The organism is Streptomyces sp. PsTaAH-124 (assembly GCF_000373685.1).
Lineage (GTDB): Bacteria > Actinomycetota > Actinomycetes > Streptomycetales > Streptomycetaceae > Streptomyces > Streptomyces andamanensis.
The window spans coordinates 209,463-234,900 of record NZ_KB892161.1 but is presented as its reverse complement, the minus strand read 5'-3'; the positions used below and the strand labels follow the sequence as shown (position 1 = coordinate 234,900).

Sequence of the window (25,438 nt, the reverse complement as noted above, 5' to 3'; positions counted from 1 at the left end):
AGGGCCCTCCACGTGGCCCTTCACCTCACATCACGCGTGTGCATCACTTGCCGGACGACAACTATTCCGCAATCCTGGCATCCGGGCAACCCGCCCCTGCGCCCGGGTGGGTACCCACGAGCGTCCGTCGCATTCCCCGGGACCGGCTTCACTCCGGGGCTGCCTTGGAGCCAGGACGGAGGTGCTGGCAGAGTGCAGAGCATGAGCGACGAACAGCTGGTCACAGTCAGGGCAACCGAGCGGGCGTTCGTGGTGGCAGCCTCCGGAGAGATCGACGTCGACACGGTCAACGAGCTCCATGAGGCCATGGCTCAGGCGTGGCGGGCGAATGTCGCGGTGACGGTGGTGGACCTGTCGGAGACCGAGTTCGCCGACTCAAGTCTCCTCAACCTGCTCCTGGAAGCCCACCAGAGATACGCGGCCGAGGGGCGGCTGCTGGCTGTGGCGGGCCCCTTCCATCCGAACGTGACACGCCTGTTCAAGGTCACCGGCACCGCGGACTACCTGCCGCTCGCCGCGACCATGGACCTGGCTGTCCAGCGGGCGGAGTCTCGCCCCTGAGCCACGCGGTCCGGCGGCGTCGGCCCGGCCGGTTCCCAGTGGTCCCCTCCCCCATACCCGCGCGGCACGGTTCGGGTGCCGGTGACGGCCTCGGTGTCCGGGGTGTCCGGGGTGTCCGGCCCGCCGAACTGACGCGACTCGGTCTCAGACGGTGCGTCGGCCGTCGTCCTTCCCGGGTGCGGCGCCGGACCGGAACAGGCGGAGGGCCGGGCAGTGGTGAGCGGCGTGGAGCAGGAAGGCGACCTCGGCGGTCACGGCCGTCGCGCCGTCGCCCGCCGGGCCGGTGCGGGGCGCGGCGGGTGGGGCGAAGCGGGGTTGCTGGGCGCAGCCTCCGCCGAGCAGGCAGGCGGGCCGGTCGGCCTCGTCGCTGTCGGGCGGGTCGGCCGGTCGGCGCTGCGGGCAGTCGAGGGCGGCCGGTCCGGCGCGGTCCCGGAGCACCAGCACCGCGTCCCGGGTCTCGATCACCTTGCGGTAGGCGAGGAAGCGCCAGTGGGAGGGCGGGGCCAGCAGTTCGGCGCAGCGGGAGGGGTAGCGGTCGAGCACCACCTGGGGCGATGCCCGGACCAGTTCGTGCCAGAGCGGCCACAACCGCCACAGGGCACGGGCGTCGGCGGCGGCCCGGCGGGCCGCGCCGAGCAGGGGGACGAGCAGTGCGGCACCGCGCAGCACCGCGTGCAGCCCGATGACCAGCCGCAGCGCCGCGCCTTCGCCGGGCAGCGACGCGGGGGTCAGGACCGCGGCGAGGCGCCCGGCCCAGTAGATGCCCGCGCAGACCGCTCCGGCGCCGAAGAGTCCGAGGCTCAGGCCGAGTCCCCGGTCGGCCGTCCGGCGGCCGTGGCGGAGGCAGAGCGTCGCGCAGGCGGCGTTGGCCGCGAGGTGGATGCCGCCCAGGACCAGCCAGTAGAGCGCCGAGTGGGTGACCCGGAGCACGCCGTCCACCAGCGTGGGCCCGCGGGAGCGTTCGGCGAGCACCAGTGCCGACAGCACCGCGAGGGCGATCGGGGCGCCGGCCCGTACCGCGGCGCGCAGCCGGGGCTTGTCCGCCGCCCGCGCCACGAAGAGCAGAACGGCACCGGCCGAGAGGACTCCGGCGGCGTTCCTGACCAGGGGCAGGGCCCAGGGCGCGCCGTACGGGCCGGAGGTGTGCCGGACGAGCGGCAGGTCGAGCACCATGGCGACGGCGGCCAGGGCCACGCCGCCCCACAGCAGGCGCTGGCGGGGGCGGCGGACGGCGCCCGGCAGGCTGGAGAGGACCGCGGCGACCAGGAATCCGGTGGTCAGCGGCTGGTACCAGAGGAGCCAGACGGGCAGGTGCGCCCTCATGTCAGGGCCACATTCCGGTGGCTTCCCGCAGCCGGTCCAGCACCTCGTCCGGGCGGCGGGCGGGGGCCTCGCCGTCGAGCCGGAGCATGGTGGCGAGGGTCTCGGCCTCGCGCTCCTGCGGGGTGGAGTAGTCGGCGCGGGGCATCAGCCGGCGGACGAGTCGCCGGTCCAGGTCGGGCAGCAGCCGCTCGGCGGCCGCTCCGCCGGGGACGATGCGGTGGTGGTCCAGGAGGATGTGGGCCAGTTCGTGGAGCACGATGTGTTCCTGGTGGAGCCGTCCGGTGCGCTGCTCGTAGAAGATGTGGTCGGCGGCCTCGGTGCCGAGCCACAGCCCGCAGGTACCCGCCGCCGCCGCGGCGGCCGGGAGCGGGTGGAGGTGCAGGGGCCGGCCGCGCCGCTCGGCGACCTGCTCACAGAGCTCCGGCACGGAGAAGGGCCGGGGCAGCCGGAGTCCGGCCATGGCGGCCTCGCACCGGCGGCGGCGTAATCGGGTGTCGCACATGGACATCTGCTCTCCTGCGAGGCGGGGCCGGGGCGGCGGGGAACGCGCGCGTGACGGAGCCCGGCGAGGGCGGCGACGGGCCGGGCGGAGGGCCGTCGGGCGCGGAGTGCGGCCACGGGCCGCCGCGGGGCCCGGGGGGGTGTGTGATGGTGGGCTACGCCCCGGGACCTCCCTGCTCCGGGGGTGGCCCGGCGGAGTCGTCGACCGGGAGGTTCTGCACTTTCCGTGCCTCGTTGACCATGGTCAGCAGGGCGTCCAGGGTGGCGGGTGACAGTCCGTCGGCGCGCAGCGCGAGGTTGCGCACCCGGGTGTCCCGCAGGGCGGCGGCGAGCTGGAGCTGTGTGTCGACGCGGGCGGCCACCTCGTCGTCCACGAAGTAGCCGGCCGGTACGCCGAAGTAGTCCGCCAGCACGCTGACCTGATCGAGCGTCACATTGCGCTTGCGCCCGGTGGCGAGCTCCCAGAGGTAGGTGCCGGAGATGGCCCGGCCGGTCTTCTCGGAGATCTCCCGGGCCAGCCGCGCGTAGCCGGGGCGCTTGCGCTCACCGGCGTAGCAGACGGTGATCAGCCGGACCAGCCGTTCGCCGAACCCGCCGGGCACCGGCCGGTCCGGCGCCGGTCTCGCCGTGTCGTGCTCGCTGCTCATCCAGCACCCCTGTCCGAGTCTTCGGCGGCCCGGGTGTGTCGGGCGGTCCGGGCGGCCGAAGGGGTCCGGGCCCGGAACGCCGGGCCGGGCGCCCTGGTCCAGTCAAACAGCCGTCCGTGTCGGCTGACAACAGGCAACTGCCAGCGGAACTTGGCCACTTCGCGGGCGAGCGATCGAACCCGGCCACCGGGGGCCGGGCGGGTGCCGGACGTGCACCGGGCCACCGGAACGACTTCCACCGGTCAGGACGCGTACCGGGCCCGGTCGTCCGGCGTACGCCATAGCGGACGCCGAGAGGCCGGATGCGCGGAGAACCGGTCATCCGCCGGGCTCGGCTTGACATGCCCACCAATCGCTGGCGTACGGTTACGGGACTCGACAACCGCTACAGCGGACACACCGGCCACTCCTCGCGGTCGGCGGCACCGGCCGGACTCCGGTCGGGCGCACCACGGTCGCGTCCCGTGTCCCCTCCGGTCCCGTCCCGCTCCGTCCCCCGTTCCGCCGCTCTCCCGCGCGATCCGTCCCGGTCTCCCACCGGCTTCCCGTCCCTCGCCTCCGGCACGCCCCCGACCGGCCGTCCCCCGGCCCTCCCGGCCGGATCCCCCAGGTGTTCCACCCCGGGCGCACGTGTTCCACTCCGGGCGCATGTGTTCCGCCCCGGGCGCGTCCCTCGGGCCCGCGCCCGCCGCGGGTCCGTCCCATCGCCCCGCGGACGGCACCCGGCGGCCCGGCCCGGTGTTCCGGCGTTCCTCCCGGCGTCACCCCGATCCCCGGCACGTTCCCCGGCCGTACGGCCGGAGGACCCCATCGGAGGTTCTTGATGACCGACGCACAGCCATGGCCGGCCTGGCCGGTGCACACTCCCGACACCGAACGGCGGCTGCTCGACGTGGTGCGGTCCGGCCGCTGGGCGGTCAGCGGCGCGTTCACCGGCCGGCCGTCGTACGAGCAGGAGTTCGCCGACGCCTTCGCCCGGTTCATCGGCGTCCCGTACGCGGTGCCCGTGTGCAACGGGTCGGCGGCGCTGACCGTCGCGCTGGAGGCGCTGGGGGTGCGGGCCGGTGACGAGGTGCTGGTACCGGGCCTGACCTGGGTGGCGTGTGCCTCGGCGGTGCTCCGGGTGGGAGCCGTACCGGTCCTGGTGGACATCTCCCCGCGGACGCTGTGCCTGTCGGTGGAGGCAGCGGCGGCGGCGATCACCCCGCGCACCCGGGCCGTGATGGCGGTCCATCTGCACGGTTCCGCCGTCGACATGGACGCGCTCACCGAGCTGGCGCGCCGCCACGGTCTCGCTGTGCTGGAGGACTGCTCGCACGTCCACGGCGCCGCCTGGCGGGACCGGCGGCTCGGGTCGCTGGGCGACGCGGCGGCCTTCAGTCTCCAGCAGACCAAGCTGCTCACCGGTGGCGAGGGCGGGGTGGCCACCACGTCCGATCCGGCCGTCCACGAACTGCTCTACCGCAAGCGGGCGGACGGCCGCGAGCCCCGGCCGGACGCGCCCGTCGGCGAGCTGCAACTGGCCGAACACCCTGGCGTGCAGGGCTACAACTACTGCATGAGCGAGTTCGGCGCGGCCGTGGCGCTGGACGGTCTGGGCAGGCTGGCCGAGGAGAACGCCCGTCGCCGTCTGTCGATGCGGCGGCTGGAGGAACTGCTCGCCGGCTTCGACGGGGCGGCACCGCTCTCCCGGCCGGAGGCGGTCACCGAGGACGCCGCCTACCAGGTCTGCGTCCGGCTGGACCCGGACGTGTTCGGTCCGGCCGCCAAGCACACCGTGGCCGCGGCCCTGTCCCGGGAGCTGGGTGTGCACGTGGAACCGATCGACTCGGCGCTGAACCGCAACGACCTGTACCAGCCGCTGGCTTCGGTGTGGGCCACCGGCGACCGGCGGCGCGAGCTGGATCCGGCGCGGTTCCGGTTGCCGGTGGCGGAGGCGGCCGGGGAGAACGCGGTGGTCCTGCCGCACCGGATGTTCCTCGCGGAGCCCGAGCGGATGGGCGAGATCGTCGCGGCGCTGGAGAAGGCGAGAGCCGCATCGTGACGGCTCCGGCCGAGGCCGACGGTCCTGGGCCGTCCGGTCCGGACGGCGGGACCCGGGGCGGGCCGTCCGGATACGGCCGGACCGTCCGGACCCCCAGCCCCGCTGGTCCTTCCGACCCCTCTGGTCCCTCCGGCCCCGCTGGTTCCTCCGGTCCGGTCCGGCCGGCCCCGGCCCCGTCCGGCTCGTGCGGCCCGGCCGAAGGCGGCGGGCCCGTACCGCGGCCCGTACCCCGGCCCGTGCCCCGTCCTGACGAGCCCGTGCCCCGTCCTGACGAGCCCGTACCCCGTCCTGACGAGAGAGAGGTTCGGCGATGAGTCTCCGCACCGAGGCCGAGTCCCCGGCGCGCCCCGTGGCGTCGACCGCTCAGGGGACGCTCTTCCACGGCGACGCCACGGACTTCCTCCGTGCGCTGCCCGAGCGGAGTGTGCGTCTGGTGGTCACCTCCCCCTGGTTCACCGGGCCCTGTGAACCGTCGTCGCAGGACCCGACCAGCCCCGCCTTCGGCCTGGTTCTGGCTCTCCCGGTCGCCGGACGCGCCGGCCGACACCCGCCGGGTGCGCGGCTTCCAGAGCCGGCTGACCCACCCGTTCGGCAACCTCCTCGCACTGGGCGACTCCTGGGCGGACCAGCCCTGTCCGGAGGCTGCCGGGGAGCGCCGGTCCCGCGCCGGCCTGGACCGCTTCCCGGTCGCCGCCCCGCTCTACTTCATCCGCCTGCTCACCGAGGAGGGCGAGCACGTCGTGGACCCCTTCGCGGGGATCGGCTCCACCGCTCTGGCGGCCGAGAAGTCCCGCCGCAGGTGGTCCTGCAACGACATCTCGGCAGCGGCGATCAGCATCGCGAAGCAGCGCATCGACACCTTCCGGAAGTGATGGCGATGGACTTACAGGCACGTGAACCAGCGGCCGCGGCGGACGCCGCCGCGGCACCACCGCTTCCCCCGGGACTGCGGGAACGCTCCTTCGACATCGCGGGGAAGCGGGTCCGGGTCGTCCTGGGCGAGCACATCGGGGCGGAGATGGCCGCCGCGCTGGCCGAACTGGACGCCGACCGGTTCGTGGTGGTGACCGACGCCACGGTGGCGGAGCTGGCCGCCGGGGCGCTGGTGGAACGGCTGGAGCGCACCACCCCGACCCTGCTCCTCTCGCACCCGCCCGGTGAGGAGTTCAAGAACCTGGCCACCCTCTCCCGGTTCGTCGACCTGGCCCTGGACTTCGGGGTGACCCGGCGTTCGGTGGTGGTGGCGGTCGGCGGCGGTATCCCGGGGAACATCGCCGGTGTACTGGCCGGACTCCTCTTCCGGGGGCTGCGGCTGGTCCATGTGCCGACCACCGTGATCGCCGCCTGCGACTCGGTGCTCTCGGTCAAGCAGGCCGTGAACACCGGGCACGCCAAGAACACCGTCGGCCTCTACCACATCCCCGAGGCCGTCCTGGTCGATCTCGCCGTGGTGGCCACCGGCTCACCGCGCGACCTGCGGTCGGGGACGTGCGAGACGGTGAAGAACGCGCTCGCCATCGAGCCCGCGCAGATTCCCCGGCTGCGGCGCCTGCTGCGCCGGGAGGCCGACTACTCCCCCGCCGACCTGGGCGAGATCTTCGAGCTGAGCCTGGCCGTGAAGGGCCGGCTGCTGCGGGAGGACCCGTACGAGAAACACGCGGGCGTCCTGCTGGAGTACGGGCACACCGTCGGCCACGCCCTGGAGCTGGCCGGGGCCGGGCGCGGGCCCGGCGGCGCCGACATGGTCAAGCACGGTGAGGCGGTGGCCCTCGGCATGACCGCCGCCGCGGACGTCGCCCACCGGGCCGGGCTGCTGGACGCGGAGGGCCTCGCCGTCCACGAGGAGCTGGTCGACCGGATCGGGATCTGCCGCTGTCTGACGGTGGGCATCGCGCCCGAGACCGTGCTGCACCACATCGCGTACGACAACAAGCGCGGCTACCGGTCGTGCGACGGGTCCGAGGTGGCCATGGTGCTGCTGCGGGCGGTCGGGGCTCCGCTCAACGCCGAGCAGCGGTATCTGACCCCGGTGCCGCAGACCCTGGTGACCGCCGCCGTGCACGACCTGCTGCGCCGGGGCAAGGAGTGCACCGCCGGGCACGGTCCGTCATGACCGGCCTCACGTCCCGGCTGCCGGAGCCGGCCCTCGCGGCGTCGGCGGCCCACCCGCCGGACGGACCGGCCGTGGTGACGGTCCGCTCGCCGCTGCGCATCTCGCTGGCGGGCGGCGGCACCGATCTGCCGAGCTACTCCTCCCGGTACGGCGGGCTGGTCGTCGGCTGCGCCATCGACCGCTACGTGGGGGTGACGCTCTTCCCGCGTGACTTCCGGGGCCGGCTGCGGACCGCGGTCGACACCACCGTCGAGTGCGACCGCGCCGGGAGCCACCCCCATCCCATGGTCCGGGCCTGTCTGCTGCGGGCCGGGCTGGACGAGGGCTGCCAGCTCGCCTCCTTCAGCGACGCGCCCAGCGGCAGCGGGCTCGGTGGTTCGGCCGCCTTCGCCGTCTCGGTGCTGCACGCGGCGGCCCCCGGGGCGTCCGCGCGGACGCTCGCCGAGACGGCCGCCGCGGTGGAGATCGACGACCTCGGGCGGGCGGTGGGCAAGCAGGACCACTATCTGGCGGCGTACGGCGGCATACGGCTGCTGCGCTTCCACCGCTCCGGACGCGTCGACCCCCAGCCGCTGGAGCTGCCCGCGGCGGTACGGGCCGGCCTGGAGGCCCGGCTGCTGCTCTTCTACTCCGGCACCAGCCGGGACGCGGGTGCGGTGCTGGCCGAGCAGAACGAGCGCACCCGCAGCGGCAACGACGACGCGCTGCGGCGGCTGCACGCCATCCGGTCGATCGCCGACGAGATGGTGAGCGCGCTGGAGCGGCGCGACCTGTCGGCGATCGGACACCTGGTCAACGAGCACTGGTCGCTGAAGTCCGGACTCGGTTCGCGCATCAGCAGCCCGCGTCTCCAGGCGCTGCACGACCGGGCGCGGGAGGCGGGGGCGAGCGGGGCCAAGCTGCTCGGGTCGGGCGGCGGCGGCTTCCTGCTGCTGGTGTGCCCGCCGGAGCGGCATGCGGAGGTACGCCGGTCGATGGCCGCGGCGGGCCTGCGGGAGCTGCCGTTCCGGCTGGCCGAGGGCGGTACCCGGGCGATCCGGATGCCGCTGTGAGCGCCGCCGGAGCCCCGCGCCCGGCGGCGGAGCACGGGCCTGGGGCACCTGATGCGGGTGCGGGTGCGGTGGCCGGGCCCGCGGGGGCCGCGGCGGTGGCTCCCGGGCGGCGTACGCCTGTGGCGGTCACCGTGGTCACCCTCACCCGCACCCGGCCGGCGCTGCTGGCGCGGGCGCTGGCCAGCGCGCAGACCCAGTCCCCGCCCGGCGGCTTCGAGCACCTCGTGGTGGCGGACGACTGCGACGAGACCCACGCCCTGCTGCGCGGCCGCGAACTACCGGGGAACGTCCGCTGGTTGCTGGCCGGACGGGGGCCCGGCGAGGTCTCCGGTCCGGGCCGCTCCTCGCGGCTGCGCAACATGGCCGTCCGGATCAGCGAGAGTCCCTGGATCGCTTTCCTGGACGACGACAACGAGTGGGAGCCGGACCATCTGACGAGCCTGCTGGAGTGCGCCCGCCGGACCGGGCACCGCGCGGTCCACTCCCAGCTCAGGATGTTCCACCCGGACGGCACGCCCTACCTGGAGCAGCTCGACCCGTGGACGGCCGACGAGGAGGCCGCCCGCGCCGAGTACGCGCGGATGCGGGCCAGGGGCGTGGTGGCGCCCGGCACCTGCGTCCGCCGGGACCGGCTCGACCCCCTGGACACGCCGGACCCGGTGGTCTCGGTGGACACCGGCGAGTGGCTGCTCGCCCGGGAGCTGCTGCTGCGGCTGCCGTTCCGGGACGACTTCGACGCGGCCGACGAGGCCACCAGGACCGGCGAGGACGACAAGCTCGCCGCCGATCTGCGCAGCGCCCGGGAGCCGGTCTCCTGCACCGGCCTGCCCACACTCCGCTACTACCTGGGGGGCTACTCCAACAACTTCGCCTCCGCTTTCGACCCGACGTTCTCCTGGCAGGCATGAGGTACCTCCGATGAGTTATGAACTCGTCGACGGAAAGGTCGTCAGCCCCGAGGGCTGCGAGCTGAACGTCGCACACCACTGCAACCTCGGCTGCGCGTCGTGCAGTCATCTCTCGCCGGTCTTCCGCCGGTCGCTGATCGCGACGGAGACCGCCGCGCGCGATCTGTCCCTGCTGGCCCGCTCGTTCCGCGCCCGGTTCGTCAAGGTGCTGGGCGGCGAGCCGCTGCTCCATCCCGAACTGGTGCCGCTGCTCGGCCTGGTGCGCGACTCCGGGATCGCCCCGCACACCACGGTCTGCACCAACGGGCTGCTGCTGCCGAGGATGCGGGACGACTTCTGGGCGGCGGTGGACGAGGTGGAGATCTCGGTCTACCCCGACCGGGAGCTGCCGGAGGAGAAGATGGCCGGGGTGCGGGCGTACGCCGACAAGCACGGCGTCCGGCTCACCCTGGCGTACTACTCCCACTTCCGGTACTCGTACGCGGAGCGCGGCACCGAGGACGACGGGCTGGTCCGGCACATCTACGACACCTGTCAGATCGCCCATGTCTGGCGCTGTCACACGCTGTACGAGGGCCACTTCTTCAAGTGCCCGCAGTCGGTCTTCCTGCCGCAGGTGCTGGCGGCGGGGGCCGGGGACCCGATGGCGGACGGGCTGCGGCTCAGCGACGCACCGGACTTCCCCGGACGGCTGCTCGCCTACCTGCGCTCGCCGAAGCCGCTGCGGGCCTGCCGCAACTGCCTGGGCAGCGCCGGGATGCGCATGCCGCACCAGCAGCGCAACCGCCGCACCTTCCGGGAGCTCCAGGACCACAGCTCGGAGGAGCTGACCGACCGTCAGTTCCTGCGGCTGCTGGACGAACGGCCGGACGCCGACGACGGATGCGCCGTCGAGGACCGGGACGCGTGGCGGGAGCGGCTGGCCGAACAGCCGCCCGCGGCGGTGGCCGCGTCCGCGCACACCGGGGACGGCCGGTCCGCCCCGTCCGACGCGTCGGGCCGCCGTGTCCGGCCCGCCCGCCACGCCCAGGAAGAGAGGTTCTGATGCGCTGTCTGGTCACCGGCGGCTCAGGGTTCATCGGCCGCCATGTCGCCCGCCGTTTCCACGAGGACGGCCACGAGGTCCTGGTGCTGGACACCCGGTGGACGCCGGGCGATCCGTTTCCCGGGGAAGCCGCCAGCGTCACCGACGAGCACCGGCTGCGCGAGCTGTTCGCCGACTGGCGCCCCGACGTCGTGGCGCACCTGGCGGGCATGGCGGACGCCCGTGCGGTGCTGGACCGGCCGGTGGCGGCCATGGACGCCAATGTCACCGGCACCGCCGCGGTGCTCGCGGCCGCCGCGGCGTCCGGAGTGTCCCGGGTGGTGATCGCCGGAAGCTGCTGGGTCTACAACGCCATGCCGGTCAACGCCGTGGACGAGGACGAGCCCTTCCTCCCCACGGGTGCGGGCCACTTCTACACCACCACCATGATCGCCAAGGAGCTGCTCGCCCGGGACTTCGCCCGGCTGCACGGACTGGAGTCCACGGTGCTGCGCTACAGCCCCGTCTACGGTCCGGGCATGTGGCCGGGCCTGGTCGTCTCCGCGTTCCTCCGGGCGGCGGCGGCCGGCGGGCCGCTCACCGTCTTCGGGGACGGCGAGGAGCGGCGGGCCTTCCTGCACGTGCACGACCTGGCCGAGGCCTTCCTCCGGGCCACCGCGCCGGTCGCGGCCGGCCAGGTCTACAACCTGGAGGGCCCCGAGATCATCACCACCGGTGAACTGGCCCGCAAGGTGTCCGAGTTGTTCGGTGGCGTGCCGGTGGAACACCGCGAGGAGCCGACGCGCCGGGGCGAACTGGTCTACTCCCAGCGGTTCGTCTCCACCGACAAGGTCCGCAGGGACCTCGGCTGGACCCCGGGAATCGGGATCGACGAGGGGCTGCGCACCCAACTGGCCGCGATGCGCGAGGAGGTGGCGGCCGGATGAGCGCCCCGCGTGTGGTTCCGGTCCGGCCGGACTTCTCGGCCGGGGACGTCGAGGAGATCCTCGGCGCGATCCGCACCAGCCTGGAGACCGGCATGCTCGCCCAGGGCGAGCAGGTGGCGGCCTTCGAGCGGGAGACCGCCGCCGCCACCGGGGCGCGCCACGCGGTGGCGACCGGCACCGGCACCGGCGCCCTGGTCTGCGGGCTGCGGGCACTGGCGGCCCGGGGCGAGGGCGAGGTGCTGGTACCGGCCAACTCCTTCTACTCCTCGGCCGCCGCGCCGCTGCTCGCCGGGCTGCGCACCCGGCTGGTGGACGTGGAGCCGGACACCCTGGCGCCCTCCGTCCGGACGCTGCGGGAGGCCGTCACTCCCGGCACGGTGGGGGTACTCACGGTGCACCTGGGCGGTCTGATCAGCCCGGAGCTGCCGGAGGTGGCCGCCTGGTGCGCCGAGCGGGGGCTGTGGCTGTACGAGGACTGCGCGCACGCCCACGGCAGCCGGCTGGACGGCAGGCACGCCGGCCGCTTCGGGGTGGCGGGCGCCTTCTCGTACTTCGCCACCAAGGTCATCACGGCCGCCGAGGGCGGCATGGTCGTCACCGACGACGACGAACTGGCCGCCGCGGTACGGCTCCACCGCAATCTCGGCAAGCCCGAGGAGTGGCGCAGCCATCACACCGTGCTGGGGGAGAACGCCCGGATGAGCGAGCTGCACGCGGCCGTCGGCCGGGCCCAGCTCCGCCGGCTGGACGAGTTCCTCGCGGTGCGCGACCGGCTGGCCCGGCGGTACACGGCGGGGCTCGCGCACCTCCCGGGGCTGACCCCGGTGCTGCCCCGGCAGACGGCGGCGAGCTGGTACAAGTACGTCGTCCTGCTCGACCCCGGCACCGACCGGGCCGCGCTGCGCGCCGCGCTGGCCGAGGCGGGTGTGCGGCTGGGCGGCGAGATCTACGAGAAGCCGCTGGACGCCCAGCCGGTCTTCGCGTCCCTGCTGCCGCCCGGCCGCCATCCGGTGGCGGACGACCTGTGCGCCCGGCACATCTGTCTGCCGCTGCACACCCGGATGACGGAGGAGGACGTCGACCTGGTGCTCTCCGTGCTCCCGGACGCGCTGAAGGCGGCCACCGGCTGACGCCGGTCCCGTCCGGCCCCGCGCCACCGGGCCGGACGGGCACCCGGCGGTGCCGCAGGTGGCGTGCCCGGCGGGGCCACCGCCCGGCCGCCGGGCCACCGTCGCCCCGTATCCCGTATCCCGTACTCCGTACTCCGTACTCCGTACCCCGTACCCCGTGCCTCGTGCCTCGTCCGCCGATCCGATCGATCCCCCGCCTCGCCGGGCCGTCCGGCCGGGGCCCGACGCCTCCGAGAGGTGACTGACGTGCCCGCGCTCACCCATGAGCAGCTGTACATCTTCGACACCACCGGGTTCCTGGTGATTCCCGGGGTCTTCGGCTCCGGGGAGGTGGAGTCCTTCCGCTCCGAGCTGGAGCGGCTGGACACCGTGGACCCCGGCTTCCCGCGCACCCGCCGCTATCCGGATCTGCCGGCCGCCAGCCCGGTCTTCGCGCGACTGGCCCTGGACGACCGGCTGCTGGCCCCGGTGCGGGACGTGGTCAACCAGCCGCTGCGGCTGCTGGAGGGGTACGGACTGCGCCGTACCAAGGACAGCGTGCTCTATCTGCACGGCGGCAACGCGGAGCTGCTGGACCTCGGTGACCGGCAGGTGGGCCGGGACCTGTCGATCACCCACACGTACCACGACGGCAGGCTCTACTGCCCCTACGTCAAGGCCCTCGTCTACCTCAGCGACATCCGGTCACCGGAGGACGGCTCCTTCTGCTACGTGCAGGGCTCGCACAAGGCCAACTTCCCACTGCTGCGGGAGCGCGCCGAGCGGGGGGAGGACACCTCCCTGGTGGACTCCGGATTCCCCACCCTCACCGATGTGTTCGTCCGCTCCGGGGACGTCCTGCTGCTCAACGAGGCGCTGATGCACGGCACCCGGCGCAAGCTCACCGAGGGAGACCGGCTGCTGACCGCCTTCGGCTACGGTCCCACCTTCTTCACCCAATGGCGCGAACTGGACGGAGAGACGGCGGACCTCCGGGGCTCGGGCTACGTCGACCACGACGTGGAGGAGGACTTCGTCCCCTGAGTCTCCTCCCGGCTCCCGTCCGTCCCTTCCCAGCTCTCGTCCGTCCCTTCCCAGCTCTCGTCCGTCCCTTCCCGGCTTCCGTCCGCGCCCACCGAACCCACCAGAACAGGTCTGGGGAACACACCGATGACACAGGATTCCTTCGCCCCCGCCGTCCGCCCCGGACGGGACGTGTGGGACGAGTACCTCGCCACCGCGGGACCGCTGCTCGGCTCGATGGGCGCCCAGGTGCGGTCGCTCATCAGCGAACTCGACGCGGTGCGCCACGAGGGCTCGACCGTCTACCTGGCCGGCAACGGCGGCAGCGCGTCCGCCGCCTCGCACCTGGCCCAGGACCTGCTGAAGGGCGCCTACGACGGCGGCCGGCCGCTGCGGTCGGTCGCCCTCACCGACAACCTCTCCATGCTCACGGCGTACGCCAACGACTGCGGCTACGACCGGGTGTTCGTGGAGCCCCTGGCACATCTGGCCGCCCCCGCGGACCGGTTGCTGGTGATCAGCTGCTCCGGCACCAGCGCCAATGTGGTCGCCGCCGCCGAGTGGGCCCGCCGGGCGGGGCTGCGGGTCATCGCCGTCACCGCGGGCGACGGCGGGCGGCTGCGCGAGCTCGCCGACGTGGAGGTCAACGCGCCGACCAAGGACGTGGGGCTGGCGGAGGCGATGCACAGCCTCGTCTTCCACTTCGTCACCCAGTGTCTGCGGGACGGCACGGGCGAGCGGTGAACCGGCCGGACCGCGAAGGGACGGGACGGGACGCCCCCGGGTGTCCCCGTCCCACGAACGGCCCGGGTCAGCCCACGAGGAAAGGCAGGCACAGCCCATGCGCGCTGCGGTACTGAACGGACCGCGGGACATCACCGTGACGGAGGTGCCCGGACCCCGGCTGCCCGAGGGCTGGGCGCTGGTCCGGGTCGCCTACAACTCGATCTGCGGCAGCGACGTCTCGCTCTACAACAACGCCTGGCACGGCACCGCCTTCCCGGCCGTGCCGGGCCACGAGTGGAGCGGTGTGGTCGAGCAGGCGCCGCCCGGCCAGGTGGTGCCGGGCGACCGGGTGGTGGCCGATCTCACGCTGAGCTGCGGGCAGTGCCGTTGGTGCCGGCGCTCCCAGCCGGTGATGTGCCCGGGGCTGCGCGAGTTCGGCTTCACCGACCCGGGCGGCTGCGCCGAGTACGTCGCGGTCCCGGCCGCCAACCTGGTGCGGCTGCCGCCGGACGCCGACCTGCTGGCCGCCACCCAGGCGGAGCCGCTCGCGGTGGCCCTGCACGCGCTCTCCCGGGTGCGTCTCGCGCCCGGGGAGACCGTGGCGGTGCTGGGCTGCGGCGGGATCGGGCTGACCCTGCTCCAGGCCGCCCAGGCGGCCGGGGCGCAGGTGGTACTGGCGGTGGACCCGCTGCCCGGCCGGGCCAAGACGGCCGGGCTGCTCGGGGCCGGTGCCGCGCTCGGCACCCCCGAGGAGGTGGCCGACTGGATCGCGGACGCCGGGCCGGACGGGCTGCCCGACGTCGTGCTGGAGGCGAGCGGCGAGCCCGACGCGATCCGTACGGCCACGGCACTCGTCGCCCCGGGAGGGCGGGTGGCCCTGGTCGGCTACCGGGTGGGACGGCAGGTGGAACTGGAGTCGGCCCGCTGGCCGCTGAAACTCATGGAGACGGTCGGGACGATGGGGCCGGGCCGCTTCATGGGCACGGCCGCCGCACTGGTCGCCCGCGGTGTCCTGCGCACCGACCTGGTCGTCACCGACGTGCTGGACCTGGCGGCGGCGGACGAGGCGTTCCGGCTGGCCGACGCGCCGGGGCCGGACACGATCCGGGTCGCGGTGCGGGCGGACGGGGCCTAGCCGGTGGAGACGGTCCGCACCCGGGTGGACCCGCTGACCGGGGCCCGGGTGGTGGTGGCCGGGCACCGGCAGCGGCGCCCCCGCACCCGGTCCGAGGACTGCCCGTTCTGCCCCGGCGGTCTGGAGGCGCCCGAGCCCTACCGGGTGCGGCGCTTTCCCAACCGGTGGCCCGCCCTGGGCGAGGGGCGGTGCGAGGTGCTGCTGTACTCGCCGGAACACCGGGCCTCCTGGGCGACCATGGACCAGGCGCAGGCGGAGCGGGTGGTGGAGCTGTGGCGGGAGTGCGCCCGGGAGCTCGGGGCGCGTCCGGACGTCGGCTATGTGCTGCTCTTCGAGAACCGGGGGGCGGACGCCGGGGCGACCGTGGACCATCCGCACGGTCAGGCTTTCGGGCTCGCCGAGCCGCCGCCGACGGCGAGGGCGCAGCTGGACCGGGACGGCGGGGACTGCCCGCTGTGCGTGCCGCCGGCCGCCGGCCTGGTGGTGGCGCGGACCGGCGGCTGGACGGCCTGGGTGCCGGAGGCTCCGCTCTACCCGTACGCCCTCCGTCTTGCCCCGGCCCGCCATCTGCCGGACCTCGGGGCGTGCGGGCCGGCCGACCGGCGGGCGCTGGCCTCGCTGCTGGTCTCGGTGGCGGGCCGGGTGGAGCGCTTCTTCGGCGGCCCGGCACCGTACTTCCTCTGGGCGCACCAGCGCCCGGTGGACGGCGGTGACTGGCCGTCGGCCCATCTGTACCTGGAGATCAACGTGGTGTGGCGGGCGCCGGGAGTCCCGCGCTATGTCGCCGCCGGGGAACTGGGCAGCGGCATCTTCTTCACCCCGCAGGAGCCCGAGGTCACCGCGCGCCGGCTGCGGGAGGCGCGGTGAACGCGCCGCGCCCGGACCGGCGGGCTCCGGGCGCGGGCGCCCGGTCAGGCGGCCAGTTCCTCGAACTGGTCGACCAGCAGGGCGATCGGGTCCGGCGGCAGCTGCTCGCGGACCGCCTCGGCCGCCCGCCGACCGATCGCCGGCCATTCGGCGCGCCGCTGCCAGGCCCGCTCCAGGGCCTCGTCCAGGCAGGCGGCGACCGGCCCGGCGGCGACGAAGCCGGTCTCGCCGTCGGTGAGCAGTTCGGCGTTGCCCGCCACATCGCTCACGACGACCGGACGGCCGCAGAGCATCGCCTCGATGATCACGGTGGGCAGTCCCTCGGCGCGGGAGCAGAGCACCAGGGCGTGATGGGTGCGCCAGACGTCCTCGATGTCCTTGACGTACCCGGCGAACTCCACGTTGCGCAGGTCCAGCCGGTCCCGCAGGGCGCGGAGCACCTGCTCGTACTCGCCCGCGCCGTAGAGCGAGAGGGTGACGGGGCGCGCCCGCCACTTCGGCATCGCCAGCACGTCGAAGAGCACGTCGTGGCCCTTGCTGTTGGGGTCGAGCCGGGCCAGGCAGGCGAGCCGTACCGGGGTGTCACCGGCCGGCCAGGGCGGCGCGGCGGTGTAGTCGACCTTGAAGTGGCAGCGCACCACCCGGGCGTTGGGCAGGGCCTCGCCCACCTGGCGCTCGGTCAGCTCGCGGTTGCTCTCGGAGACGAAGAAGGAGGCGCGGGCCCCGTGGTAGCCGGCGGCCAGCCGCCGCGCCACGTCGTCGGTGCACCACTCGTACTCCGAGGCGGAGTTGGCGTAGGCGACGTAGGGGTAGCCGAGCCGGGCGCACTCCTCCAGCCAGCCGAGTCCCTCGTAGTTGTCGCCCTGGGACACCACCACGAAGTCCGGCCGCACCTGGTGCAGGGTGCTGGTCCGCCGCTCGGACCAGGGCAGTTCGGCGATGGGCCGGGCGTCGAACGGCGGCAGGTCCCAGCGCCGGTGGACGACGCAGCCGGCCTGTTCCAGGGCGGCGAGTTCGCCGGGCACCTCCTCCCAGCCCTTGACGCTGGCGTGGACCTCCGCGCCCCGCCGCAGCCACTCGGCGGCGGCGAGGGCCCAGTTGGTCTCGCTGGGGCCCCAGGGCGCCGACTCGTTGGCGGATACGAAGAGCACGCGCGGACGCGCGGATGCGGTGTCGCTCATGTGCGTGACCACCTCGGGAAAATGCGGCCGAACTGCCGCGACCAATTCCGGGACGGCATTCGGAAAGACCCGCGCCGAATTCCCGGAGAGACAGCATCGAAGGTAACAGTGATTCGGTTCACGAGGAAGTACGGAGAATGCCGAGAACACGAGGGGGAAAAAGTCAGGCCACATTTTTCCTCGACCGGGACGGAACAGTGAACGCCGCCCCGCCGCCGGGTCTTTATGTGACGCGTCCCGAGGAGTTGCGGCTGCTGCCGGGCGCCGCGGAGGCGGTACGGACACTGAACCGGCGTGGCCACCGGGTGGTGGTGGTGACCAATCAGCGGGGGGTGGCGCGGGGCCTGGTGACCCCGGTGGAGCTGGCCGCGGTCGAGCGGAGGCTGGCCGAATTGCTCGGGGCCGAGGGCGCGCACTGGGACGGTTACTACGTCTGTCCGCACGCGGCGGACTCCTGCCGGTGCCGCAAGCCGCGTCCGGGGCTGCTGGAGGCCGCCGCCCGGGACCTGCCCCGGCTCTCCCTGCCGGACGCGGTGATGATCGGCGACAGCGAGACGGATGTGGGAGCCGGCCGCGCGGCCGGCTGCCGCACGGTGCGGCTGGCGCCGCCGGGCACACCGTCGGCGGCGGACCGGGTGGTGGCGGATCTGGGGTCCGCCGTACGGATGCTGACGGAGGGAGAGTGACGATGCGGCTCCTGGTGACGGGCGGCGCGGGGTACATCGGCAGTGTGGTGGCGCGGCGGCTGCTGGACGAGGGCCACCGGGTGGTGGTCGTGGACGACCTGTCGAGCGGCTTCGCCGACGCCGTGCCGCAGGGCGCGGAGTTCGTGCGCGGCGACATGGCGGCGGCGGCCGGGATCCTGGCCGGACCCGGCCGCTTCGACGGGGTGGTGCATCTGGCGGCGCGCTCGCTGATCGACGACTCGGTGCGCCGGCCCGAGCGCTACTGGCACGGCAACACCCAGCAGTCGCTGGTGCTGCTGGACGGCATGCTGGCCGCCGGGGTGGGCCGGATCGTCTTCTCCTCCACGGCGGCGACGTACGGGCAGCCGGAGCGGGTGCCGATCCCGGAGGACGCCCCGACCCGGCCCACCAATCCGTACGGCGCCTCCAAGCTGGCGGTGGACGGGGCGCTGGCCGACTACGCGCGGGCGCACGGTCTCGCCGCGGTGAGCCTGCGCTACTTCAACGTCGCCGGGGCGGTCGGCCGCCACGGGGAGCGCCACGAGCCGGAGACGCACCTCCTGCCGCTCGCCCTGGCCGCGGCGCAGGGCCGGGGGCCGGAGCTGCGGCTGAACGGCGACGACTATCCGACCCGGGACGGCACCTGCGTACGGGACTTCATCCATGTCGCGGACGTCGCGGACGCGCATCTGGCGGCGCTGGCCGGGGCGGTGAGCGGCAGGCACCGGATCTACAACCTGGGCAACGGCCGGGGGTTCACCGTGCTGGAGGTGCTGGAGGCGGTGGCCCGGGTCACCGGGCGGCGGGTGCCGTTCCGCCGGGCGGAGCGCCGGCCGGGAGATCCGGCGACGCTGGTGGCCTCCGCCGAGCGGATCCACGCCGAGCTGGGGTGGAAGCCCGGCCGCCCCACCCTGGAGGAGATGATCGAGGATGCCAGGGCCTTCCACGCCCGCCGCCGCTGAGCGCCCGCCGCCGGTCCTGCCCCGCGGGCCGGACCGCTCCGGACTCCTGCGTTCGCGGGGGCTCGCGACCTCCGGGCGGGGGCCGCCCGGGGCCGGTGGCGGCGCCGGGCGGCCCCGGGCCGTCAGGCGGCGGGTGCGGTGTCCGGCGGTCCCCAGAGGAACTGTGCCAGTTCCTCCGGATCGGTGAAGCCGGAGAGATCCAGCGGGGTCTCCTCGAACACCTCGAAGTCATGCAGGAAGGTGAAGGCGAGCAGCTCGCGGGCGAAGTCCCCGGTCCGCTTCCACTGCGCCCCGTCGAGCAGCGCGGCCAGGATCCCGCGGTCGCCCCGGAAGGCGTTGAGATGCAGTTGCACCAGGCTGTAGCGGGGGTCGCCCGCGTAGACGTCGGTGAAGTCGACGATCCCGGAGACGGCGGTCGCCGCCAGGTCCACGAAGATGTTGGTCCCGTGCAGGTCGCCGTGGACGAACCGGGGTTCGCGCCCGGCCAGCAGCGTGTCCACGTCCGGCAGCCAGTCCTCCAGGCGGTCCAGGAGCCGGGGCGAGAGGTAGCCCCACTCGCGGTGGTCCTCGACGGTCGCCGCGCGCCGCTCCCGCAGCAGCTCCGGGAAGACCTCGGAGCCGGGGGTGAGCACGGTGTCCCCGGTCAGCGGCACCCTGTGCAGCCGGCCGAGCACCCGGCCGAGTTCGCGGGCCAGGGCGAGCAGAGCGCCCCGGTCGGCCGTGCCGTCCATCGCGGACCGCCAGGTGGTGCCGGTCATCCGGCTCATCACCAGATAGGGCCACGGCCAGGCCCCGGTGCCGGGTCGCAGCTCGCCGCGGCCGAGCAGGCGGGGCACCGGCACCGGGGCGTCCGCCAGCACCGCGTACGCCTCGGACTCCGACGCGAGGCTCTCCGGACCGCACCAGTGCTCGCCGAACAGCTTGATCACCGGGCCGGGTTCGCCGACCAGTACGGGGTTGGTGCTCTCGCCGGGCACCCGCAGCACGGGCGGCACCGGCAGCCCGAGCTCCTGAAGGGCCCGGCGGGCCAGCGGTTCCCAGAATTCCTGGTCGTTCCGCAGACTCGCGTAGGAATCATCCGAATCAATACGGTCGAGAAGTAACAGGGATTCTTGTGTCACAGCGGACCTCGATTCACAGCGCACGGGCCGGCGTAATTCCGCACGGCCGGTCGCGGCACGGCCTGTCCGCACCGCGGCTCGAAGAATTCGACGCCAGGCTAGCACGGACATTTTCCCGACCGCCGGTGAAGACCGGTCACACCATCTCCCCGAGGAGTGAATGGAATTGAGCGCGCCGCTCGCGGAACCGGCCGGGCCGCGTTCCTCCTGGACCGCCCTGCGGCGGGTCGGCCCCTATCTGCGCCCGGTCCGGCTGCCGGTGGGCGCCGCCGCCGCCGCGACGCTCGGCGCGCTGCTGTGCGGACTGGCCATTCCGCTGGTCACCCAGCGGATCGTGGACGGGCCGCTGAGCACCGGCGACGCGGGCGCGGCGGTCCGGCCGATCCTGCTGGTCGCAGTGCTCGGTACGGCCGAGGCGGCGCTGTTCTACGCCCGCCGCAAGCTGATCGCTCGTCCCACCGCGCTGGTGGAGTCGCGCATGCGGGCCGATCTGCTGGCCCATCTGCTCCGGCTGCCGGTCTCCTTCCACGACCGCTGGCCCTCGGGGCAGTTGCTCTCCCGGGCGGTGGGCGATCTGGTCGTGCTGCGGAAGTTCCTCGCGTTCGCCGCGCTGTTCCTGGTGGTCAACTCGGTGACCGTGCTGGCGGGTCTGGGGGTGCTGTTCCTGATCGACCCGTGGCTGGCCCTGGTGGGGCTGGCGAGCGCGGCGCCGCTGCTGCTGGTCTCCTACTTCTACGAGACCCGGTACAAGGTCGCCGCCCGCGCCACCCAGGACGAGGGCGGCCATCTCGCCACACTGGTCGAGGAGACCATGCTCGGCATCCGGGTCGTGCGCGCGTACGGGCAGGGCCGGGGCAGGCTGGCGCTCTTCCGCGCCCAGGCGGAGCGGCTGCGCACCGCGGAGCTGCGGGTGGTGCGCATCATGGCGGCCCTGTCCACCGCGCTGCTGGTCCTGCCGGAGCTGGGCATCGCGGGCCAACTGGGCCTCGGCGCGGCGGGGGTGGCCCACTCCACCCTGACGCTGGGCGATCTGGTGGCGGCCGTCACGGTCAGCACCTATCTGCGCTGGCCGACCGAGTGCATCGGCTGGGCCCTGGCCGAGACCAGCACGGCCGCCGCCGCCTGCGACCGCTACTGGGAGGTGCGCGACACCGCGCCGGGCCTGACCGACCCGGCGTGTCCGAAGCCGCTGGTGCGGCCGGCCCGAGGCGGTCTGCGGCTGGAGAACGTGGAGTTCCGCCACCCGGGAGCCGACCGGGCGGTGCTGCGGGACGTGTCCCTGGAGCTGCGGCCGGGCGAGACGGTGGCGCTGGTGGGCGCCACCGGGTCGGGCAAGACCACGCTGGCCGCGCTGGTGCCGCGGCTCGCCGATGTCACCGCCGGCCGGGTCACCGTGGACGGCGTGGACGTCCGGGAGCTGCGCCTGGCGGACCTGCGGTCCGTGGTGGGGTGTGCCTTCGACGACCCGCTGCTCTCCTCGCTGACGGTGCGCGAGAACGTGACCCTGGGCGCCCCGGAGGCGACCGACGAGGCCGTGTGGGAGGCGCTGCGGGTGGCGGGCGCCGCGGACTTCGTGGCCGCGCTCGGCCCGGACGCGCTCGCGGTGCGCATCGGCGAGCAGGGCATGTCGCTCTCCGGCGGACAGCGGCAGCGGATCGCCCTGGCCCGCGCGATCGTGGGCCGGCCCGCGCTGCTGGTGCTGGACGACCCGCTCTCGGCGCTCGACCTGCACACCGAGGCGGAGGTGGAGCAGGCGCTGCGCCGGGTGCTGCGCGGCTCCACCGCGCTGGTCGTGGCCCACCGGCCCAACACCGCGCGGATGGCCGACCGGGTGGTGCTGCTGGAGGACGGCCGGATCACCGCCTCGGGCACCCACCGGGAGCTGCTCGCCGCCTCGGCCGCCTACCGGACGCTGATGGCGGTGGAGCCGCGCCCGGCCGGGGACGCCCACGACGACGGGGCGGTGCTCCGGTGAGCGCGGACACCACCTCCCCGGCCGCCGGACCGGTGGCGGAGCGCCCGGCCGGGCCCGCCGGACCGCCGCCCGAGCGCCGGGAGGCCCGCCGGGTGCGGCGCGCGTCCCGGCAGTTGCTGTACGCGCTGCTCCGGCCCCACCGGTGGCCGTCCGGCGCGGCCCTGGCCGCCCTGGTGCTGGAGAACGCCTTCCAGCTGGCCGGCCCGCTGCTGGTGGCGCGCGCCATCGATCTCGGCATCCCCCGGGCGTCGGCGGGCGACTGGAACCCGCTGATCCGGTGCGTGGCCGGATTCACCGCCTGCGGGCTGCTGGCCGCCGGGACGCGCTACGCGTTCTTCCGGATCTCCGGTTCGGTGGGCCAGGCCGTGCTGCTGGAGCTGCGCACCCGGATCTTCGACCGGGCCCGGCACCTCCCGGTCGCCTTCCACGAGTCGTACACCTCGGGCGCCGTCATCTCCCGGCTCACCGCCGATGTGGACGCCGTGCGCGATCTGATCGAGGCCAGTCTGGACGGGCTGCTCACCTCGGTGCTGACGGTGACGGGCATCTCGGTGCTGCTGCTCTGGCTGGACGCGCCACTGGCGCTGGTCGTGCTGGCGTCCATCGTGCCGCTGGTCGCGATGACGCGCTGGTTCCGGCGCCGTTCCCGGATCGCGTACCGGCGCGCCCGCGACACGGTGGCGGAGATCATCGTGCGGTTCGGGGAGAGCATGAACGCCGTACGGGCCGTGCAGGCGTTCCGCGCCGAGCGGCGCAAGCACGCGGCGATGAACCGGCTCAACGACACGTTCCGGGACGCCCACACCGACGCCCTGGAGGTGGTCGCCCGGTACACCGCGGGGGTCCGGCTGACCGGCAACATCGCCCTGGCGGTGGTGCTGGCGCTGGGCGCCTGGCGGGTGTCGTCGGGCGCGCTGCCGCTGGGCGTGCTCGCCGCGTTCCTGCTCTATCTCCGGCGCTTCTACGATCCGTTGGACGAGCTGGCGACCTTCAACAACCTCTACGCCTCGGCGGCGGCGGCGCTGGAGAAGATCGCGGACTTCCTCGCCACCCCCTCCTCGGTGCCGGAGCCCGCCGCCCCGGTGCCGCTGCCGCGCGACCGGCCGGTGCGGGGGGCGCTCGCCTTCCGGGGGGTCGGTTTCCGCTACCGGCCGGACACCCCGCCGGTGCTGCGCGGTCTCGACCTGGACGTGCCGGCCGGACAGACCCTGGCGGTGGTCGGCGCGACCGGGGCCGGCAAGTCCACCGTCGCCAAGCTGGCGGCCCGGTTCTACGATCCGACCAGCGGCGCCGTGCTGCTGGACGGGGTGGACCTGCGCCGGCTCCCCGACCGCGCGCTGCGCCGCGAGATCACCCTGGTGACGCAGGAGAACTTCCTGTTCGACGGCAGCGTCATGGAGAACATCGCGCTGGCCCGTCCGGACGCGGGGCCGCAGGAGGTCCGGGCCGCCGCGCGGGCCGTCGGCGCCGACGCGTTCATCTCCGCGCTGCCCGAAGGCTATGACACCGAGGTACGCAAGCGGGGCAGCCGTCTGTCCGCGGGCCAGCGCCAGTTGGTCGCCCTCGCCAGGGCCTTCCTGGCGGATCCGGCGGTGCTGCTGCTGGACGAGGCGACCTCCAGCCTGGACATCCCCACCGAGCTGGCCGTCCGGCGCGCCATGGACGCGCTGCTGGCCGGCCGTACCTCCGTGATCATCGCGCACCGCCTCTCCACCGTCCTGGCGGCGGACCGGGTCCTGGTGCTGGCGGACGGTGCCGTGGTCGAGGACGGCCCGCCCGCCCGACTCGCCTCCGGCGACGGCCCCTTCGCCGCCCTCCACGCCCGCTGGATCCATGCGACGGGGTGACCGCGCCGGGGGCCTGAACCGGCCGGCCACCGGGCGGGGGCAGGCGGGGGAACGGCGCCGCGGAATCGGCCGGCGGGGAGTCGCGCGGACGCGGAACGCCCGCCGCCCGCCGTGAAGCAGGGCAAGACCTGCGGGCCGCGCCGGTCTGCGGATGGGCGGCGGCCAGCACGGTCGCCCGGATCACGGCCAGGGCCCAGCGCGGGTCGTCGAAGAACCGGCGGAACCGCGATCCCGGACCGAAGAGCGGTGCCTCCTCGGCGCCGTGGCCCTGCCGTGCGGAGCCCTTCTCGCCGACGGCGGTCTCGGAACCGGGGCTGCCCGAGGGGGCGGTGAGGCCCGGGGGGGGCGTCGGTCACGGCCGGAGTTCTCCGTTCGTGTCCGGTGTGATCCCGCCGAAGCGGAGGTCGCGCTGCTGATGGCTGCGCGGACACTCCACGAAGTGCGTCACACGGAAGTTGGGCCAGAGCGCCTGCGGGACGATCCACTCCGCGTGGGCGACCGGCCGGAGCAGGAAATCGGAGGTCCGCTCTCACCGGAGGTGCGGATGTCTCACCGGAGGTGCGGATGCCGCGCGCGAGCGGCAGTGGCGCCTGTTTGCGCACCACGTGCCGTGGGAGGCGCATGAGGAAGTCGACCTCGGTGCCGGACGTGCGCGGCAGCGATCTGCGCGCCGCCCAGCGACCGTTGCCGTCCCTCGCACAGGCGGCGTTCCGCGCATCGCGAGGGCCGAGTCGACCAGGTCGGCCGAGCCCGCCTCCGGGCGGTGCGACACCTGCGGGATCACCACCTCCAGATCCCCGTCGAACACTCCAGACGGCCTGCCGCCGTCTGGAGGCCGAGACAGGTCTCCGGCCGGGCCGGGACGAGCTCGGCGTACAGCTCGCCGGGGCCCGTGACGTGGTGGGCGAAGGCACCAGAGTCACCTTCGCCGACCGGCATCCAGGGATGAGGGATGACGGGGGTGGAGCTCACGCACTTCTTCGTGGTGCATGTCGCCCATGACAGACGTCTTGGCCGATGTCCCGACCTTGCCGGGACCGCCGTGCGCCCCGAGGGCAAAAACAAGCCGTTCGCGCACCGGTCATGACGGGGCGTCGGACCGTCCTCCCGTGCCGTCCGCGCCGCCGTCGTCCTGCGAGGGTCCGAGGTTCTGCACCTTGCGCGCCTCCTCGATGATGGTCAGCACCGCGTCCAGGGTGGCCGGTGACAGGCCCTCGGCGCGCAGCGCCAGGTTGCGGACCCGGGAGTCGCGGAGCGCGACGGCCAGCCGGAGCTGGGAGTTGACCCGTTCGGCGACGTCGTCGCTCAGGAAGTACTCGGGCGGGACACCGAAGTACTCGGCGAGCACGTCGAGTTGCTCCAGGGTGACGTTCCGCTTCTTGCCGGTGGCCAGCTCCCAGAGGTACGTACCGGAGATGGTCCCGCCCGTGGTCTCGCGAATCTCCTTGGCGAGCCGGGCGTATCCCGGGCGTTTGCGTTCGTCGGGGTACAGAGCGGCGATCAGCTCGTTGAGGCGCTGCCCGAACGCACGGAGCAGCGGACGGCCCTCCTGACCGCTTGCCGGTGTGTGGTCACTCATGCGCCCATCCTGCCTGCGGTGGTCCGGCGGGCGCCGCCGCCCCCAAGGGCGGTGACTCTACCGCGTCCACGTGCGCCCTTGTTCGCTGTTGACGCATGCACGTCCAC

Annotated in this window: 24 protein-coding genes; 17 read left to right on the top strand and 7 right to left on the bottom strand. The window is 74.3% G+C overall.

Translation table 11 applies throughout. The features are described 5' to 3' along the window. Positions 1 to 201: 201 nt before the first annotated feature. A complete protein-coding gene (locus B086_RS0108190; protein WP_063725558.1) occupies positions 202 to 561 on the top strand; it encodes an STAS domain-containing protein in 360 nt (119 codons plus the stop codon). A 144-nt stretch (positions 562 to 705) separates the two neighbouring features. Here B086_RS0108190 and B086_RS39495 read toward each other — a convergent pair whose 3' ends face one another. The 3 genes from B086_RS39495 to B086_RS0108175 form a co-directional block, all read right to left on the bottom strand. Then, a complete protein-coding gene (locus tag B086_RS39495; protein WP_018565926.1) occupies positions 706 to 1,884 on the bottom strand; it encodes an MAB_1171c family putative transporter in 1,179 nt (392 codons plus the stop codon). Position 1,885: 1 nt separating this feature from the next. Then, positions 1,886 to 2,392, bottom strand: a complete 507-nt coding sequence (locus B086_RS39490; RefSeq protein ID WP_234029274.1) for a hypothetical protein — start codon at positions 2,390 to 2,392, stop codon at positions 1,886 to 1,888. Positions 2,393 to 2,540: 148 nt separating this feature from the next. Further along, a complete protein-coding gene (locus B086_RS0108175; protein WP_018565924.1) occupies positions 2,541 to 3,032 on the bottom strand; it encodes a hypothetical protein in 492 nt (163 codons plus the stop codon). 823 nt (positions 3,033 to 3,855) lie between these two features. Here B086_RS0108175 and B086_RS0108170 point away from each other — a divergent pair. The 12 genes from B086_RS0108170 (at position 3,856) to B086_RS39455 (ending at position 15,980) form a co-directional block, all read left to right on the top strand. Next, a complete protein-coding gene (locus tag B086_RS0108170; RefSeq protein ID WP_018565923.1) occupies positions 3,856 to 5,076 on the top strand; it encodes a DegT/DnrJ/EryC1/StrS family aminotransferase in 1,221 nt (406 codons plus the stop codon). A 554-nt stretch (positions 5,077 to 5,630) separates the two neighbouring features. Beyond that, positions 5,631 to 5,948, top strand: a complete 318-nt coding sequence (locus B086_RS39485) for a DNA methyltransferase (RefSeq protein WP_018565922.1) — start codon at positions 5,631 to 5,633, stop codon at positions 5,946 to 5,948. A gap of 5 nt (positions 5,949 to 5,953) precedes the next feature. Then, entirely contained in the window at positions 5,954 to 7,189 is a 1,236-nt protein-coding gene (locus B086_RS0108160; RefSeq protein ID WP_158679312.1) for an iron-containing alcohol dehydrogenase, read from the top strand. Further along, entirely contained in the window at positions 7,186 to 8,241 is a 1,056-nt protein-coding gene (locus tag B086_RS0108155; RefSeq protein WP_018565920.1) for a hypothetical protein, read from the top strand. Before B086_RS0108160 ends, B086_RS0108155 begins: the two co-directional genes overlap by 4 nt. A 119-nt stretch (positions 8,242 to 8,360) precedes the next feature. Then, positions 8,361 to 9,149 (top strand): glycosyltransferase family 2 protein, encoded by a 789-nt coding sequence (locus B086_RS39480; RefSeq protein WP_018565919.1) that lies wholly within the window; start codon positions 8,361 to 8,363, stop codon positions 9,147 to 9,149. A 10-nt stretch (positions 9,150 to 9,159) separates the two neighbouring features. After that, positions 9,160 to 10,194 carry a radical SAM protein gene (locus B086_RS44540; RefSeq protein ID WP_018565918.1) on the top strand — a complete coding sequence of 345 codons (1,035 nt, stop codon included), beginning with the start codon at positions 9,160 to 9,162 and terminating at the stop codon, positions 10,192 to 10,194. Next, positions 10,194 to 11,120: an NAD-dependent epimerase/dehydratase family protein gene (locus tag B086_RS39475; protein WP_018565917.1), complete on the top strand. Its 927-nt coding sequence runs from the start codon at positions 10,194 to 10,196 to the stop codon at positions 11,118 to 11,120. Before B086_RS44540 ends, B086_RS39475 begins: the two co-directional genes overlap by 1 nt. Continuing rightward, a complete protein-coding gene (locus B086_RS39470) occupies positions 11,117 to 12,250 on the top strand; it encodes a DegT/DnrJ/EryC1/StrS family aminotransferase (protein WP_018565916.1) in 1,134 nt (377 codons plus the stop codon). Before B086_RS39475 ends, B086_RS39470 begins: the two co-directional genes overlap by 4 nt. Before the next feature lie 246 nt (positions 12,251 to 12,496). After that, positions 12,497 to 13,273 (top strand): phytanoyl-CoA dioxygenase family protein, encoded by a 777-nt coding sequence (locus B086_RS0108130; protein ID WP_018565915.1) that lies wholly within the window; start codon positions 12,497 to 12,499, stop codon positions 13,271 to 13,273. 126 nt (positions 13,274 to 13,399) lie between these two features. Continuing rightward, entirely contained in the window at positions 13,400 to 13,996 is a 597-nt protein-coding gene (locus tag B086_RS39465) for an SIS domain-containing protein (protein ID WP_018565914.1), read from the top strand. 97 nt (positions 13,997 to 14,093) lie between these two features. Continuing rightward, positions 14,094 to 15,113 (top strand): zinc-dependent alcohol dehydrogenase, encoded by a 1,020-nt coding sequence (locus B086_RS39460; protein WP_018565913.1) that lies wholly within the window; start codon positions 14,094 to 14,096, stop codon positions 15,111 to 15,113. A gap of 3 nt (positions 15,114 to 15,116) precedes the next feature. Then, positions 15,117 to 15,980, top strand: coding sequence for a hypothetical protein (locus B086_RS39455; protein ID WP_018565912.1), 864 nt, complete (start codon positions 15,117 to 15,119; stop codon positions 15,978 to 15,980). Between the two features lie 44 nt (positions 15,981 to 16,024). Here B086_RS39455 and B086_RS0108110 read toward each other — a convergent pair whose 3' ends face one another. Next, positions 16,025 to 17,161, bottom strand: coding sequence for a glycosyltransferase family 4 protein (locus B086_RS0108110; RefSeq protein ID WP_018565911.1), 1,137 nt, complete (start codon positions 17,159 to 17,161; stop codon positions 16,025 to 16,027). A gap of 137 nt (positions 17,162 to 17,298) precedes the next feature. Between B086_RS0108110 and B086_RS0108105 the strand changes: the two genes are divergently transcribed. Continuing rightward, entirely contained in the window at positions 17,299 to 17,847 is a 549-nt protein-coding gene (locus tag B086_RS0108105) for a D-glycero-alpha-D-manno-heptose-1,7-bisphosphate 7-phosphatase (RefSeq protein ID WP_026252215.1), read from the top strand. Further along, positions 17,844 to 18,809, top strand: a complete 966-nt coding sequence (gene galE, locus B086_RS0108100; protein WP_018565909.1) for a UDP-glucose 4-epimerase GalE — start codon at positions 17,844 to 17,846, stop codon at positions 18,807 to 18,809. The genes B086_RS0108105 and galE overlap by 4 nt, the downstream gene beginning before the upstream one ends. Before the next feature lie 122 nt (positions 18,810 to 18,931). Here galE and aph(7'')-Ia read toward each other — a convergent pair whose 3' ends face one another. After that, positions 18,932 to 19,930: an aminoglycoside O-phosphotransferase APH(7'')-Ia gene (aph(7'')-Ia, locus tag B086_RS0108095; RefSeq protein WP_026252213.1), complete on the bottom strand. Its 999-nt coding sequence runs from the start codon at positions 19,928 to 19,930 to the stop codon at positions 18,932 to 18,934. 160 nt (positions 19,931 to 20,090) lie between these two features. On the opposite strand from aph(7'')-Ia, the gene B086_RS0108090 reads away from it, so the two are divergent. Then, positions 20,091 to 21,905 carry an ABC transporter ATP-binding protein gene (locus tag B086_RS0108090; RefSeq protein ID WP_051115781.1) on the top strand — a complete coding sequence of 605 codons (1,815 nt, stop codon included), beginning with the start codon at positions 20,091 to 20,093 and terminating at the stop codon, positions 21,903 to 21,905. After that, positions 21,902 to 23,752: an ABC transporter ATP-binding protein gene (locus B086_RS0108085; protein WP_018565906.1), complete on the top strand. Its 1,851-nt coding sequence runs from the start codon at positions 21,902 to 21,904 to the stop codon at positions 23,750 to 23,752. Before B086_RS0108090 ends, B086_RS0108085 begins: the two co-directional genes overlap by 4 nt. A 352-nt stretch (positions 23,753 to 24,104) precedes the next feature. On the opposite strand, the gene B086_RS46070 is transcribed toward B086_RS0108085, so the two are convergent. Together B086_RS46070 and B086_RS39450 are read right to left on the bottom strand one after the other, a co-directional pair. Continuing rightward, positions 24,105 to 24,233: a hypothetical protein gene (locus B086_RS46070; RefSeq protein WP_324604687.1), complete on the bottom strand. Its 129-nt coding sequence runs from the start codon at positions 24,231 to 24,233 to the stop codon at positions 24,105 to 24,107. A gap of 600 nt (positions 24,234 to 24,833) precedes the next feature. Next, positions 24,834 to 25,331: a hypothetical protein gene (locus B086_RS39450; protein ID WP_018565904.1), complete on the bottom strand. Its 498-nt coding sequence runs from the start codon at positions 25,329 to 25,331 to the stop codon at positions 24,834 to 24,836. Between the last annotated feature and the right edge of the window lie 107 nt (positions 25,332 to 25,438).

Excerpts from the sequence above, each read along its gene's own strand:
- B086_RS39460 (WP_018565913.1), top strand. The coding sequence starts at position 14,094 with ATGCGCGCTGCGGTACTGAACGGACCGCGGGACATCACCGTGACGGAG.
- B086_RS0108190 (WP_063725558.1), top strand. The coding sequence starts at position 202 with ATGAGCGACGAACAGCTGGTCACAGTCAGGGCAACCGAGCGGGCGTTC.
- B086_RS0108105 (WP_026252215.1), top strand. The coding sequence starts at position 17,299 with ATGCCGAGAACACGAGGGGGAAAAAGTCAGGCCACATTTTTCCTCGAC.
- B086_RS44540 (WP_018565918.1), top strand. The coding sequence starts at position 9,160 with ATGAGTTATGAACTCGTCGACGGAAAGGTCGTCAGCCCCGAGGGCTGC.
- B086_RS39495 (WP_018565926.1), bottom strand. The coding sequence starts at position 1,884 with ATGAGGGCGCACCTGCCCGTCTGGCTCCTCTGGTACCAGCCGCTGACC.
- B086_RS0108110 (WP_018565911.1), bottom strand. The coding sequence starts at position 17,161 with ATGAGCGACACCGCATCCGCGCGTCCGCGCGTGCTCTTCGTATCCGCC.
- B086_RS0108090 (WP_051115781.1), top strand. The coding sequence starts at position 20,091 with ATGGAATTGAGCGCGCCGCTCGCGGAACCGGCCGGGCCGCGTTCCTCC.
- B086_RS0108170 (WP_018565923.1), top strand. The coding sequence starts at position 3,856 with ATGACCGACGCACAGCCATGGCCGGCCTGGCCGGTGCACACTCCCGAC.
- B086_RS0108155 (WP_018565920.1), top strand. The coding sequence starts at position 7,186 with ATGACCGGCCTCACGTCCCGGCTGCCGGAGCCGGCCCTCGCGGCGTCG.
- B086_RS39490 (WP_234029274.1), bottom strand. The coding sequence starts at position 2,392 with ATGTCCATGTGCGACACCCGATTACGCCGCCGCCGGTGCGAGGCCGCC.
- B086_RS0108160 (WP_158679312.1), top strand. The coding sequence starts at position 5,954 with ATGGACTTACAGGCACGTGAACCAGCGGCCGCGGCGGACGCCGCCGCG.
- B086_RS39450 (WP_018565904.1), bottom strand. The coding sequence starts at position 25,331 with ATGAGTGACCACACACCGGCAAGCGGTCAGGAGGGCCGTCCGCTGCTC.
- B086_RS39475 (WP_018565917.1), top strand. The coding sequence starts at position 10,194 with ATGCGCTGTCTGGTCACCGGCGGCTCAGGGTTCATCGGCCGCCATGTC.
- B086_RS39470 (WP_018565916.1), top strand. The coding sequence starts at position 11,117 with ATGAGCGCCCCGCGTGTGGTTCCGGTCCGGCCGGACTTCTCGGCCGGG.
- B086_RS39465 (WP_018565914.1), top strand. The coding sequence starts at position 13,400 with ATGACACAGGATTCCTTCGCCCCCGCCGTCCGCCCCGGACGGGACGTG.
- B086_RS0108175 (WP_018565924.1), bottom strand. The coding sequence starts at position 3,032 with ATGAGCAGCGAGCACGACACGGCGAGACCGGCGCCGGACCGGCCGGTG.